The organism is uncultured Victivallis sp. (assembly GCA_944389935.1).
Taxonomy (GTDB): Bacteria; Verrucomicrobiota; Lentisphaeria; order Victivallales; family Victivallaceae; genus Victivallis.
Window position 1 is genome coordinate 17143 of the sequence record CALXOE010000015.1, and the last position, 13866, is coordinate 31008.

A 13866-nucleotide genomic window follows, 5' to 3' on the forward strand; every position below is an offset into this window, starting at 1 on the left:
TCCTCCAGTTTTTCAGAATAGTATACTTGATTTTTCCGGAAAAGGAATGGATATTATCCGGGAATTTGTATCTGTTTGTTGCAAGCGGGGGATTTTTACGCATGGAAGAGATGAATTTTCCGCGTCCGAGGATTCACCTGATCGCTTTTGCGGAGGGAATCTATCCCTGGATCCAGCGCAATCTCTACACGCCGTTCTGGCGCTATTACTGGAATCCGGAACCGGGCGGAGTCCTCGACTGCGACGGCGGCAGTGTCGAACTTGTGCCGGAACAGATCACGCTCATCCCCGGCTATCATGTGTTTTCGACCCGGGCGGAGAGACCGTTTTCCCAATACTACATTCATTTCAATCTCCCGGAACAGCTTCAGCCGCCGCAGCCGCGCATCCACCGGATTCCGCTGCGGCCGGAGTGGCGGGAGCGATGGGAGGAGTTCCGCCGCCTGCTCCCGGAACCGGAAATGGCCTGCCGGCGCGCGGTCATCGCCGAATCTCTGCTGCTGGAGGCGCTGCTGGAACTGCCGCCGGAAAATCTCACGCTTGTCACGCCCGGCGATCCGCGCATCTCCCGGGCCGGGAAACTGATCGCGGAACGTCTGGACGATCCGCCGAAAAACAGCGAACTTGCTGCCGCGGCGGGATTGACCCGGGAGAGTTTCGTGCGTCTCTTCCGGCGCTGCTGCGGGGAGTCTCCACAGCAGCTTTCGCGGCGGCTGCGGATCGAACACGGCTGCCGGCTGCTGCATTACAGCAATCGCTCGATCGAGGAGATCGCCGAACAATGCGGCTTTGCGGACCGTTATCACTTCACGCGGGTCTTTTCCGCACTCATGCACTGTTCCCCGGCGGTATTCCGCCGCCTCGGCGAATCGGGTTATCCCTCCCGCTCAAAGAGTTCACACGTTTGAAAATGAATTTGTCCAGTAAAAAAAACAAAACCATCCAGGACGAAGCAATATGAACAACATCGATCCCCGTCCGATTCTCCGACACTTTTATCCGGAGGAGAGCCCGCTGCGCCGACTGCTCCTCACGCACAGCACGCAGGTGCGCGACAAGGCGCTCGAACTCGCCGACACCCCGGCGGGCAGAGCCATGAACCTCGACCTCGCTCTCGTCGAGACCGGCGCCATGCTGCACGATATCGGGATCGTGCACTGTCACGCGCCGAAAATCCTCTGCAACGGCCCGGAGCCTTATCTCGCCCACGGCATCATCGGCGCAAATATGCTGCGCGAATATGCCGGACAGTATGAAATCGACCTCGAACCATTTGCCCGCATCTGCGAACGCCACACCGGCAGCGGCATCACCGCCGAAGAAGTGCGCAAAGAGCAGCTGCCAATCCCGGAGCGGGATTTCCTGCCCGAAACCCCGGAGGAAATCCTCATCTGCCTCGCCGACAAATTCTACTCCAAATCCGGCGACATGCAGGAAAAATCCCTTCCGCGCATCCGCCGTTCGCTCGAAAAATTCGGCCCCGGCCCCCTCGCCCGGTTCGACGCCATGTGCCGCCTCTTCGATCTGAAACCGGAACTCAATCCATAACCGCACGGTTATAAACAGGATCAAAAGAATTCATTTTCATTTTCCCCAAATCGGGATATATTACCTGAAGATGGAACATCCCGGAGGGGAAAATGAATTTCATACAACTCGACTATTTCCGGAAAGTAATGGAGTGCGGCAGCGTAACCGAAGCGGCGCGCCGGCTTTTCATCACCCAGCCCGCAGTGAGCAAACAGCTCCGGCTGCTGGAAAATGAACTCAACTGCCGACTCTTCCGCCGCAGCGGCAATCGGCTGGTGCCGACTCCGGCCGGAGAGTTTCTCCATCAGCGCGCCGACGCCCTGCTCGGCGCGTTCCACAATCTCCCCGCCGAACTTCGAGCCTTTGTCGGCGAAGTTTCCGGGCCGCTCCGGATCGGCTGCGGGCCCTACACGTCCGGAGCCGTGGTGCCGGAGCTCATCACGGAACTCATGCGCCGCTATCCGCGCATTGATCCATCCGTTCAGGAACGGGATTCTTTCCTCGAGGATCTGCGGAACGACTCGCTCGACATCATGTTCGGCGTTCAGGGATACGGAGGAAACGACCTGCTTTATGTGCCGATGTATCGTAACCGGCTGGTCCTCATCTGCTCCGTGCTCTCTCCGCTCGCGCAATGCCGGGAGATCACACCGGAGCGGCTGACCGAAGAGCCGTTTCTCGCCCACTCCTACGACTCGATCCGGAGCACGGTTTTCCGGAAAATGCCGTATCTCGAAAAAAACCGGTTCCGGATTGAATCGCGGTACACGACCACGCTGATCGCATATGTGCAGCGCAACCTTGGATTCTCGATCATCCCGGACTACTATCTCGGCAGCCTCCCGCCGGGAATCGCCGTACCTCCGTTCGACACGGGCTGCGAAGTCGAAACCGGTTTTCTCGTGAACCCGGCGCGGCCGTTCTCCCCGCCGCTGCGCGCCATGATCGCTCTGGTACGGGAAAAATACGGCTGTCCACCGATCGACGGAGAAATATAACATGTCGCTGGATATTGACGGGAAGCGCATCGAAACAAAAGAAGACGAAATAGAGACGCAGCGGCACCCCGCATCCGGAAAGAGAGGCGGATCATACGCTGTGATTCCGAACAACGACAGGATTTTATTGTAAAGGAGTTCTTATGACGTTGACAGAGAAGTGTATGGCTGCGATTCTGGCATTTCCTCTGGCGGTTGCAGGGGGAGATTTGCTTTTGACGGACAAATTGCAGTCGCAGATTCGGGACAATCACTCCACGGTGGAGGAGTCGAACAAGGAAAGGAACGGTTTCATGATTACCAACAAAGTTCCGGCGGGAAACATCCAGGTTGTTTCCGTAAACGGGCACGATGTCGAACTCGACGTGGAACTGCGGGACACGTCTACAGACTGGTTCTACTGGTGTTTCAAGGTGAAGTTTCCGGAAAAAGGGCTCTATCGTTTCCGTTTCACCCGGGGCGGCAAGGTCGGTACCCGCGGTCCCGCTGTCAGCCGCGACGGCGGGAAAAGCTGGAAATGGCTGGATGCCGCCACGCATGAGAGCGACCGGGAGTTTGAATACACCTGCAACGAGCCAGGGGAAGAGCTGATCTTCTGCCAGACGATGCAGTATCTGCAGAACAACTGGGAGACGTTTCTTGCGGAATTTTCCGATCACGGTGCGATGCATCCCGGCACGCTCTGTCAAAGCCGCAAGGGGCGCGATGTGGAACTGCTCACGATCCGTGAGGGAAACCCGAAAACCTCCATTCTTCTCACCAGCCGTCACCACGCCGGCGAGACGATGGCGACTCACGCGCTCGAGGGATTCCTGCGCGCCGTGCTCGCCGACGATGCGTTCGGCCGTTCATTCCGGCAGCGTTTTGCGGTATTCGCGGTTCCGTTCACGGACAAGGACGGCGTCGAGGATGGCGACCAGGGCAAAAACCGCATCCCGCACGATCATGCGCGCGACTACCAGGAGCCCGGAATCTATCCCGAAACGATCGCATTGCGCAAACTGCTCGATCGTGAAAAGCCCGCATTCGTGCTCGATCTGCACTGTCCGTGGATCCGCGGCGGTGAGACGAACGAAGTCTCGTACATGGTCGGGACCGGAATCGAACACCTCGACCGGGAGATGGATCGCTTCGCAGATCTGCTCGAAGCGGAACGGATTCCGCAGGCCCCTTATTTCAAGAAAAACGACATCCCGTTCGGAACCTCGTGGAACACCGCGCAGAACTACACGCAGGGGAAAACCATCAAGCACTATGCCGCCGGACTGCCGTTCGTGCGCAACGCCCAGACCATCGAGATTCCGTTCGCAAACTTCGGGGAAGTCACTGTGGACCGAAACGCCATGCTCGCCTATGGAGCCTCCATCGCCCGAGCCGTTTATCGTTATCTTACGGAAAACAATGGAAAATAAAATGAACACTCAAAAGGCCTCTCTATCATTCACGGGCGACATTCTGTGCCACCGGGAACAACTCGCCGCCTGCCGAACCGATTCCGGTTTTGAATTCCGGCCGATCCTGGAACCGGCGGCGGAGGTGCTCGCCGCGGCGGATTTTCTCGTGGGAAACCTCGAAACTCTATTCGCGGGAAAGGAAGCTGGATACACCTCCGAACTCTATTCCTTCAATACGCCCGACGATTTCGCCCGGATGCTCGCATCCGCCGGATTCGATCTGGTCTCAACCGCGAACAACCACTGTCTCGACCGCGAACTTCCCGGGCTGAAGCGAACGCTCGACGTTCTTGACCGGGAGGGGATTTCCCACACCGGAACCGCGCGCTCCCCCGGGGAGCGTGAGCGCGTCTGCCTCCGGGAGATCAACGGCATACGCACGGCGTTCCTCTCCTGCACCTACGGGACCAACAGTTTTGCCAACGGGATCTTTCTCCGGGATGATGAGGAGTATGCGGTGAATCTGCTCCAGCCTCAGGAGACGCGGCCGGGAGCGATCCATCTGCTCGACTCTCCCGAAAAAATCGCCGAAGCCATGCGGCTCAACCGGACACGGGAGTGTCCGCCGCCACAGCTTGAGCAGCTCCGGGCGCAGATTCGGAACTGCCGCGAAGCCGATGCGGATTTCGTGATCGTTCTGCTGCACTGCGGCGGCCAGTACAATCCTCTGCCCGACCCGTTCACGGAGTTCATCGCAAATCAACTCCGCTTGTTCGGCGCCGATCTGATCGTCGGCAACCATCCGCATGTCGTACAGAAAGCGGATCTTACCGGCGGCGCGCCGCTCTTCTATTCCCTCGGAAATTTCGCCGGCTATCCGGGCGAGTCGCCGGAGAGCCGGAAAAATCCGATTTCCGAAACCTCACTGCTGCTGACCGTCGAACTTGAAAAAGCGGACGGCGTCACCCGCGCCACCCGCGCCGCGTACCGACTGATGCGCTCCGTGGTGCGCGGAGACGGCCGGGCAGTCGTCTTCCCGGTCACTCAACTGATCCGGCAGGAGTCCGATCCGCGGAAAAGAAGCATTTACGCAAACGATCTCCGGATCGCGGTGAACGCCTTTCTCGACCGGCCGCCCGAAACCCCGGTCGAACCGGCGGAATCCTATCCGCTCCCGCTGTTTTGAGCATAAAAAAGCCCGGACGCTTTCACGCATCCGGGCTTTTTTTGCAGTTCCGCCGCTTACTTGTTCGCAAGCTCGAACTTCTTCATGAACTCGACCAGCGCTTTCACGCCCTCGAGCGGCATCGCGTTGTAGATGCTCGCGCGGCAGCCGCCGACAAGACGGTGCCCCTTGAGCTCGGTCAGCCCGTTCTCCTTCGCCTCCTTCACGAAAGCCGCGTCGAGCTCATCGCTCGGCGTACGGAAAACGACGTTCATGATCGAACGGTCCGCTTTCGCGACCGGGCTCTTGTAGAACGTGGAGTTGTCGAGGAAGTCGTACAAATAGGCCGCTTTCTCGTTGTTGATCTTCTCCATGACGCTCAGCCCGCCCTGCTCCTTGAGCCAGTCGGTCACGAGTGCGAGCATGTAGATCGCAAAGGTCGGCGGGGTGTTGAACATCGAATCGTTGTCGATGTAGGTGCTGTAACGCAGCATCGTCGGCACCTTGCTGTCGTCGGTGCGCGCCGCCAGATCCTTGCGCATGATGACCAACGCCATGCCGGAGGGACCGAGATTCTTCTGAGCACCGGCGTAAACCATACCGAAGTCGTTCATATCGAACGGACGGGACATGATGTCACTGGACATGTCAGCGAGCAGCGGAACACCCGGAGTCGGCTTCGGCAGCTTCGTGTAGCGCGTACCGGCGATCGTGTTGTTGCTCGTGATGTGCATGTAAGCAGCGTCCGCGGTGCGCTTCCACTCGGACTCGGCCGGAATGTGATCGTACTTCGTCTCCTTGCTCGACGCAACGACATTCACCGTCCCGAACATCTTCGCCTCTTTCAGCGCCTTGGAGCTCCAGACACCGGTATCGACGTAATCCGCGACGCCGCCGTTCAGGAGATTCATCGCGATCATCGCAAACTGCATGCTCGCGCCGCCCTGAATGAAGAGAACCGCATAGTCGTCGGAAACGTTCAGCAGCTCACGGACATTCGCTTCGGCACGGTGCAGAACCGGCTCGAAAAGCTTGCCGCGGTGAGAGAGTTCCATAAGACCGCTGCCGCTGCCCTGATAATTCGTGAATTCGGCCTGAGCCTTTTCCATAACCGGCTTCGGCAACATCGCCGGACCGGCCGCAAAATTGTAAACCGCCATTTTATGAACCCTCCTGAAATTGATTAGAGCGTGTTCTTTTAAAATACCATGAAAAACCCGTTTTTTCAAGCCGACTTCGGTAAATTGAGATCGAATCCGTCGACAAAAACGCCGCGCCGCCTCAGCTCTGCGTCTTTTTCCTTTCAGGCGCCGCCGCGGCGAACGCATTGAGCAGGCGGGTCACACGCTCCACGCCGGGAAAATCGCGGAAACGGAACATCCTCCCGGCCAGAGCGGGGTGCTGCTGCTCCGTCAGAGACTTCCACGCCTCATCGTCCGCGAGAGCCCGGTCGACGCCGAGGAGCAGCGGAATCTCCGGATCACGCTCGAGAAGCTCGAGCCGCCGGTCGAGCTGCCCCCGGTGCCAGCGGTGGAACAGCTCCAGATGAAGCGTGAGCCCGTCGGATTCGCGCCGGAACGAGAGATCCGGGAAAACGATCTCCTGCCCGCCGCCGTCGATGAACGGCGACTCCCCGACGATCCGCCACTCTTCCGACTGCTCCCGGAACAGACGGTGAAACATCCGGATCTCCTCCGGAACGTAACTCGAAAAATTGCGGTAATGCGAAACCAGCCCGCTCTTCTGGTCGAGTCTGAGTTCCCCCCGGTTCTCCCCGATCCGGATCTTCGCGGCAAGATTCCACTTCTCGAGATTCACGACCGCGGGAAAAAACTCCGCCAGCAGCAGCGCGTACTTGCGCGTGTTTGCGAAAATCGCAAACGGCCCCGAAATCCGCAGCAGAATCTCCATCGACCGACCATCCGCCGTCCGGCGCGAAATTTCAGCCAGCAGCCGGAAAAAACGCAGATATTTGAAGAGCCGGCGCAACTCCGCCGGATTCGAGTCCGACACCGCAATTTCAAGCTCATCGGAATAGATCAGCAGCCCCTGCACGAGCGCAAGATTGTAACGGTTCAGAAGCTCGCCCGGATAAAGCGCTTTCCAGCCCGTCATGCGTTCGTTGTCCGGCAGATCGCCGTAGATGTCGGCGGCCATGAACTCCGCCGCACCCTCTGTCGCAAGCAGTTTCTCCCGGTAGAGTTCCAGACTTCCCTCCGCCTGCGGCAGCGCCTCGGAGGCGGCGAGAAAAAGCCGTTTCCGTTCGGCCGGGTAGTCGATGAACCGCACCGGATCGAATGAACAACGGTCGAGAATGAGTTTATTCAACCCCTCCGCGAGTTTCCGATCCCGCGCGCCCTGCAGCTGCACGCTCACCAGCTCCTCCAGCTCGGAACGACGCATATTCCCCGCGGCCGCCTCCGCATAGAGCGCCAGCAGCTCCGAGGCGAATTCCAGAAGTTTCGGGTCGGCCGGATTGAGAAACGCTGGCTGAAAACCATTCCGTTTCCGGAACCGCAGCAGCTCTCTGGTCAGCATAGGCTCTCCGGCAGATCCGAGAAAAAGTCGAGGAACTTCACCAGCAGAGCCGGATTCGCGGCGATGATCCCCTGTTCCGGATACCGGAATCCGCCGCGCAGGTCGCGCACGAGCGCCCCCGCCTCCTCCGCGATCAGCGCCCCGGCGGCGACGTCGTAAGGCTGCAGCGCCATCTCCCAGTACGCATCGTAGACACCCGCACCGGTCATCGCCAGATCGAGCGCGGCCGAACCCGAACGCTTGATGTCGCGCACCTGCGGGACGATCCGCGAAAAATAGGGCAGATTATTGACCTTTCTCCCGGCCCGGACGCAGGCGAAACCCGTCACACAGGCGGCTTCTCCGGGAGTCGGGCAGCGCGACGCATGGATCGGTTCGTCGTTCCACACCGCCCCCTGCCCCGATTCCGCGGCGAAAAGATCGTTGAGCGCAGGCGCATAAACCACCCCGGCAAGCGGCTTTCGCCCCCGGCAGAACGCGATCGAAATCGCAAAAAAAGGATGATGCTTGACGAACGACTGCGTCCCGTCAATCGGATCGATGATCCAGCAGAATTCCGAACCGGAATTACTGACTCCGGACTCCTCTCCGAATATTCCATGCCCCGGAAACCGTTCCCGAATCCGCCTGACGATCAGCTGTTCCACGGCGACGTCCGCCGCCGACACCAGATCTTTCGGCGACGCTTTCGCATGAACATCGTTCGGCCGGATTCCCTCGAAATAGGTCATGGCCGTACGGCCCGCTTCGCGCGCGACCGCTTTCATGAATCCAAGCATTTCTCCACCTCCCTGCTCCGCTCCGGGCTCACTTGCGGCGCGGTTCAAGCGAGACGAGATTCACGGTGATGCTCCAGGCATCCTCGTTCTTCAAGCTCTTCTTCTCGTGTCCGGCGCCCCAGCTGTCGGAGAAGATGATCTCCCCGGTCTTGTCGTTGTATCCGGTGATGATGCGCATGTGCATGCCGAACTCCGAGCTGTTGGTATCTCCAACCCCGGGAATGATGAAAGTCGACCAGCACAGCGGAACGCCATTGTCGATATTCTCCCGAACCGTCTCGAAAAACTCCCGGCAATCCCGGCTCTCCTGCATGCGGACTTCACGGAAGATATTGAAATCCAACGCTTTCATCAGACTTCCGAAATCGAGGTAGCGGCTGCGTCCGACAACGAAAAGATAGTCGTCCAGATCGATCTTCTTCTGATCTCTGCGCCGGGCAATCGAATTGTAGTCCTTGATGACTTTCTTGAGATCGTTGAAGTTGTCGAGCTCATACCGGTAGAGCTGCTTGAAGCGAATCCCGAGCTTGTTCTGATTGCTCTCAAGCACATCGACGAGCTTGTTGATGCTGGTCCCCCGGTCGGCATCGGATTCCGCAAGTTTCGCAATCACATGCTGATCGAGATTCGACCCGTAGTAACGCAGCACCCGTTCAACCGTCGCAGCGACACAATATCCTTTCGCCCCCTGGTCGACCATCGGAATGAGCATATAACGCGAACCATCGGCATCGGTTTTCACTTTCGCCTCAAGTTCCGAACTGCCGACCGTGGTCTTGATCCCGTCTTTCAGACTCCTCGGAGCCCGGCCGGGCGGATAAAAGTCGACCGCAATATACTCCGGCAGATTGCGCGAAAGACTCCAGCGCAGCACGATGTCGCTCCGGCCCGTTTTCCAGACCAGCGACCGCAGCCGGGAACCGCTCACCGTCGCATTCTGGCTCATGGGGCGCAGCTTCGCGCCGGCGACGTTCTGGATCTGTTCCCGCAGCTCCTCGAGCATCTTCTCGAACGGTTTCTTCCCGATATTGCCCGCATCGCCGCGGTTGTAGACGGAGACGCTCAGCGAAACGACCCGACCGCCCCGGAAATCGAAAATCGCCTCCTGCACATTTTTACCGAACAGCGACAGGATTTTCCGGCTCGTGCGGGCATTGAACCGGAGGCGGCTGTGCGCCTGATCCATCCACGTGAACGTGTCCGGAACGGCGCGTACGACCGACTCGCCGGACATCTTCCAGAGTTCCCCCGCCCCGTCGCGGAGCAGCGGATCAAGCTCCGCCGCATATGCCGCGCAAAACAGCACAACTGCGGACACGAGCGCGGAAAAGAGTTTTCTCATGGCGCCTCCTCCGTGGTTATCCGGACCGCGTCAGCGGCTGGTCAGAAGCATCGACTCGCAAACCTCATACAACAGTTTCTCCCCCGCCAGAAAGCGCTCAAGCTCCTCGATCACATAGTCGGCCATGCGATGGACTTCATCGTTGATCGATCCGGCGATGTGAGTCGTGAGCCGGACGTTCGGCAGCGTGTAGAGTTTCGACCCCTCCTCCGGCGGCTCCGGGTGCATCACATCGAGCAGCGCGGTCAGATCCGGACGTTTCTCAAGCACGGCAATAAGCTCGCTCTCATTGACCTGCGCGCCGCGGCCGGTGTTGATGAAAACCGCACCCTCACGCATCGACTCGAACAGTTTTCCGTTCAGAACGCCGATGTTGTCGTTCCGGTTCGGCAGATGGTTGCTCACGACGAACGCCCGGGAGAACGCCTCCTCAAGTGAAATCGTCCGATGTTCCGCCCGCGACGGAATGACGATGACATTGACCTTGTTCTGCTCGAGCATCTTCTTCGTCAACGTGGAAATCGCGCCGGCGCCGATGAGGGCGACGGTTTCTCCGTAACAGCCGGGACCGGCCATCTTGTGCGCTTTCTCCCAGTCGGCGCGACACTTCAAATTGCGTGTGTTGCGGAAATACCCTTTCAGGGCGAGCAGAATCTGCGCATAGCAGAACTCCGCAACCGGAATCGCGTTCGCCTGCCAGGCGCTCACCACTTTCACACCGCGCTCAAAGAACGGCCGCGCAAATCCGTCCGTCGCCCCGGCCGCGTAGAAAAGCGCCTTGAGCTTCGGCATCCGCGCAATCTGCTCGACGGAGAGCGCCGGCATCCCCCAGGTCGAAAAAATCAGCTCAACATCGCTGAAATCTCCCTGCGCGAGCATCTCCTCCGTGAAAACCCCGGGACGCAATTCGGTCAATCCGGCGATCCGTTCGATCTGTTCCGGAGTATAAACATAGTGGACACGCTCTTCAGACTGGCAGAGAATTATGGCATGCGGTTTCATGAATGATCCTTGAATAAGTGAATGTTACGCTCCTTATAAAGTAGCATGAAATCCCCCGGAATCAAACCGGGAACCGCACAAAATTCACAAATGCATGCCGCCCGTCACCGGAAGTTCAATCCCGGCGATATAGCGCCCGGCATCGGATGCCAGCAGCAGCGCAGCTCCCGCACAGTCACTGGATTCGCCGAAGAAACCGACCGGAATGGCGGAACGCACTTTCTCCCGATAGGCGGCGTCTTTCAGCGCCTCCGTGTTGCGGTCGGTCAGGATCACTCCCGGCACAAGGCAGTTGACCGTCACGCCATGCGGGGCGAGCGTCTTCGCAAAATTCGCCGTCAGACTCATCTGCGCAGCTTTCGTCGCGGAGTAGAGCGTAAGCCGGGGCGACGGCCGGAGCTGATTCACGCTCCCGACCGTGATGATCCGTCCCCACCGCTTTTCGCGCATCGCGGGGGAAAACGCCTCAATGAGCCGGAACGACGCAGCCGTGTTCGCCTGAAACTCCCGCTGAAACTCCGCTTCGTCGAACTCTCCGAGCTCCACATATCTCTGGACGGAGGCGTTCAATACGAGGATATCCGGATCGACGCCCCTCTCGCGGCATGTGCGAATCACCGCTTCGACCCCCTGCGGCGAGGTGAGGTCTCCAACGACCGGAACCGCGCCGCACTCCGCCGCCGCTTCCCGGAGCGCGTCGCTCTCCCGGCTGCCGTGAACGAGCACCGAGGCCCCCGCACGGGAAAGCGTCCGCGCGATTTCGCGGCCGATTCCGCGCGAGGAACCGGTCACGAGCGCGGTGCGGCCATCCACCCGGAACATCGCTTCGATCGACCCGGTCATCAGAAGTACCCGCCTTTCTCGATGATCTCCGAAATCGTATCCCCCTGGTGAACCCAGGAGAAGATATCGATCTCGTTGCGACCGATTCCCTCGGCGCGCAGCAGAACATCATACGCGATTTCACGCGGAATGCAGAGCACGCCGTCGATGTCGCCGAAAATGATGTCGCCGGGACGGACCGTCACTTTCCCGATCCGCACCGGAACCTGGTAGTGCGTGATCATGCAGCGGCCGAGTGAGCCGTTGCTCGTGCGATATTTGTAAAAGAGCGGAAAATTCTGCTCGAGGATCTGCTTTGTATCGCGGATCCCGCCCGAGATCACCGCTCCGCGGATTCCTTTCGAGATCGCCGTGGCGGTCATCACGCCGCCCCAGAGCGACGCCTCGGTATCGTCGGAGGTATCCCAGACCACGAGCCCGCCGGGCTTCATGTCGTCGAGCATCTGCGCCCGAAACGTCATCTCGCCCTCGATCATCACGTTCGGAGCGCTCTTAACGGTGAACGCCTCCCCGCAGACGGTCATCTCATCGCGCAAAGGCATGATGTCCGACGGCAGCGCCTGATTCAACAAACACAGCTCGCGCAGAACATCGTTGATGCAGCCGGTGTAGAGTTTTTCGTAGCGTTCGCACAACTCCGCGACCGGAATCGGGAAATCGTTCGACGGAATGTGCTGGCGAGTCGCAATCAGCCGGTCGAGTTTCATAAGTCCGGCTTCTTTTGCTTTCTGTCTCATGTCTTGAAGAGAGGGCATTGTTTTTCTCCTTGCTGTTATTTCAAATGGCAGACCATCGACTCCTCACTGCCGTCCGCGGCGGTCCAGCTGAGCCGGTAGTTGCCGCGGAAACCGCGGAATGAGACGATTCCTTCCGCATCGGCCCTGCTGACCGTGTCCGTGTGCCATTCGTGATGAATCAGATTTTCCAACGCGAAATACGAGAGTTTCGGCTTCATCGCCCGCGTGAAGAGTCCGGAGACCGCCGGTTCGCCCGGCGCCCCGCAGCCGTCCACGACGTTCCACCAGGTGATCCCCATCATCGGCTCAAGACTGAACCAGAGCCGGTAAAGGTTGCGCGCAATCCCGGCCTGTACGATCTCGCCGCGACGGTCGCCGCCGGGAGAAGTGATCGTGATCTCCGAAAGATGGATCGGCAATCCTGCGCGGGAGATGCGTTCCATCGTCTCGCGGACTTCACGCGGCGACTGCACGAGACTCTTCCCGTCGGCGATGTCCTGACAGGTCTGCGGATCGAAGAGGTGCATCTGCGCGCCCATGATGTCGATCTTGCAGCCGCGCGCACGCAAATTGCGAACCTGCTTCACGTAGTCTTCGCTGAGATTGTAGTCGTTGATATTGAGTTTCGCCTCCGCCGGGAACACGCCCTCGGCGAATTTGAACCCGCGATACGTGTAGTCGCCCGGCATCGGACCGTAACAGCTTTTGCAGAGCTTCGCACCGGGGATCATGTTGCCGCGGCCATAATCGGTGGCGCTCTCGTTGACGACGTCCCAGCTGTCGATTTTGTCGCCGTAACGCATGGCGATCTCGATGATCCGTTTCGCCATAAGCGTGTTCAGAAGCGTCGTGTACTCGGGGAGAGCCCGCTCCATCTCGCTGGCGGTCATCCCCTCGAACGCAAAGGCGGCCGCCTCACTAAGCAGAGTGTCATCGTTCGGATTGCGTTCGAGGTTCGCTTTCTTCAAAAATTTGAATGGAATCCGGTTGATGAGCCAGTCCGGAATCTGCCAGCGGTTGTTCCCCCATACGAGCGTATGTCCGTGCAGGCGGATTCCTTTCGAGAGACAGAACTCCACAACCGGATCGACCGCCGGACGCCGCCAGTGCGGCTGGTGTTTCGGATCGGGGCAGCGGTTCCAGAACTCCGCCGTATCGCGGTATTCCGGGCGGAAACGGGGACGACCCTCCTCCAGTTCGAGCGTTTTCCAGTAGAACGCGATCGTCGCAGAGTTGAAGAGCGTCCCGTAAAGCTCCTTGTAACGCGCATTGCACTCGTCGCTGCCGAGCTGATCGAAGTTGAAGATGTGCGCGCCGAAGATGAAGTCGTGAGAAAGCTGTTCGGCCCGGACCTCGCGTCCGGCGGCGGAAGCCGGCAGCTGAAACTCGCCGTCGGCCTTGCGATTCTTCTCGATGTCGGCGTCGATCCGGCGCTGTTCGTCGTCATTCCAGAGTGCCCGGTAGGCGTCCGAAAACGCGGCATCGATCTCCTCCCGGGAAAGCTGCGGCTTCTGATAGTGTGTCATGACTGCAATCCT

General features: G+C 59.2%; 13 protein-coding genes. 5 read left to right on the forward strand and 8 right to left on the reverse strand.

What is annotated here, in order from left to right; genetic code table 11:
• The first annotated feature begins 101 nt into the window (after positions 1 to 101).
• The 5 genes from Q0J85_RS06435 to Q0J85_RS06455 all read left to right on the forward strand — a co-directional run bounded on the left by Q0J85_RS06435 (position 102) and on the right by Q0J85_RS06455 (position 5108).
• Positions 102 to 908, forward strand: coding sequence for an AraC family transcriptional regulator (locus Q0J85_RS06435; RefSeq protein WP_294479353.1), 807 nt, complete (start codon positions 102 to 104; stop codon positions 906 to 908).
• 49 nt (positions 909 to 957) lie between these two features.
• Positions 958 to 1548, forward strand: coding sequence for an HD domain-containing protein (locus Q0J85_RS06440; protein ID WP_294479356.1), 591 nt, complete (start codon positions 958 to 960; stop codon positions 1546 to 1548).
• A gap of 92 nt (positions 1549 to 1640) precedes the next feature.
• Positions 1641 to 2528, forward strand: a complete 888-nt coding sequence (locus Q0J85_RS06445; RefSeq protein ID WP_294479358.1) for a LysR family transcriptional regulator — start codon at positions 1641 to 1643, stop codon at positions 2526 to 2528.
• A 143-nt stretch (positions 2529 to 2671) separates the two neighbouring features.
• Positions 2672 to 3940: a M14 family zinc carboxypeptidase gene (locus tag Q0J85_RS06450; protein ID WP_294479360.1), complete on the forward strand. Its 1269-nt coding sequence runs from the start codon at positions 2672 to 2674 to the stop codon at positions 3938 to 3940.
• 1 nt (position 3941) lies between these two features.
• On the forward strand, positions 3942 to 5108 hold the full coding sequence (locus Q0J85_RS06455; protein ID WP_294479363.1) for a CapA family protein: 1167 nt from the start codon (positions 3942 to 3944) through the stop codon (positions 5106 to 5108).
• A gap of 56 nt (positions 5109 to 5164) precedes the next feature.
• Here Q0J85_RS06455 and serC read toward each other — a convergent pair whose 3' ends face one another.
• The 8 genes from serC to Q0J85_RS06495 all read right to left on the reverse strand — a co-directional run bounded on the left by serC (position 5165) and on the right by Q0J85_RS06495 (position 13854).
• Positions 5165 to 6247 (reverse strand): 3-phosphoserine/phosphohydroxythreonine transaminase, encoded by a 1083-nt coding sequence (gene serC, locus Q0J85_RS06460; protein WP_294479365.1) that lies wholly within the window; start codon positions 6245 to 6247, stop codon positions 5165 to 5167.
• A 121-nt stretch (positions 6248 to 6368) separates the two neighbouring features.
• Positions 6369 to 7625: a DUF790 family protein gene (locus Q0J85_RS06465; RefSeq protein WP_294479367.1), complete on the reverse strand. Its 1257-nt coding sequence runs from the start codon at positions 7623 to 7625 to the stop codon at positions 6369 to 6371.
• Positions 7619 to 8404, reverse strand: a complete 786-nt coding sequence (locus Q0J85_RS06470; RefSeq protein WP_294479370.1) for an inositol monophosphatase family protein — start codon at positions 8402 to 8404, stop codon at positions 7619 to 7621. The genes Q0J85_RS06465 and Q0J85_RS06470 overlap by 7 nt, the downstream gene beginning before the upstream one ends.
• 28 nt (positions 8405 to 8432) lie before the next feature.
• Positions 8433 to 9746: a C39 family peptidase gene (locus tag Q0J85_RS06475; protein WP_294479372.1), complete on the reverse strand. Its 1314-nt coding sequence runs from the start codon at positions 9744 to 9746 to the stop codon at positions 8433 to 8435.
• A 30-nt stretch (positions 9747 to 9776) separates the two neighbouring features.
• The gene (locus tag Q0J85_RS06480; RefSeq protein ID WP_294479375.1) at positions 9777 to 10748 is read right to left on the reverse strand and encodes a hydroxyacid dehydrogenase; all 972 of its coding nucleotides are present in this window, start codon (positions 10746 to 10748) and stop codon (positions 9777 to 9779) included.
• Positions 10749 to 10832: 84 nt separating this feature from the next.
• The gene (locus Q0J85_RS06485) at positions 10833 to 11591 is read right to left on the reverse strand and encodes an SDR family NAD(P)-dependent oxidoreductase (protein WP_294479377.1); all 759 of its coding nucleotides are present in this window, start codon (positions 11589 to 11591) and stop codon (positions 10833 to 10835) included.
• Positions 11591 to 12346: an RraA family protein gene (locus tag Q0J85_RS06490; protein ID WP_294479378.1), complete on the reverse strand. Its 756-nt coding sequence runs from the start codon at positions 12344 to 12346 to the stop codon at positions 11591 to 11593. Before Q0J85_RS06490 ends, Q0J85_RS06485 begins: the two co-directional genes overlap by 1 nt.
• Positions 12347 to 12363: 17 nt before the next feature.
• The gene (locus Q0J85_RS06495; RefSeq protein ID WP_294479379.1) at positions 12364 to 13854 is read right to left on the reverse strand and encodes an endo-1,4-beta-xylanase; all 1491 of its coding nucleotides are present in this window, start codon (positions 13852 to 13854) and stop codon (positions 12364 to 12366) included.
• Between the last annotated feature and the right edge of the window lie 12 nt (positions 13855 to 13866).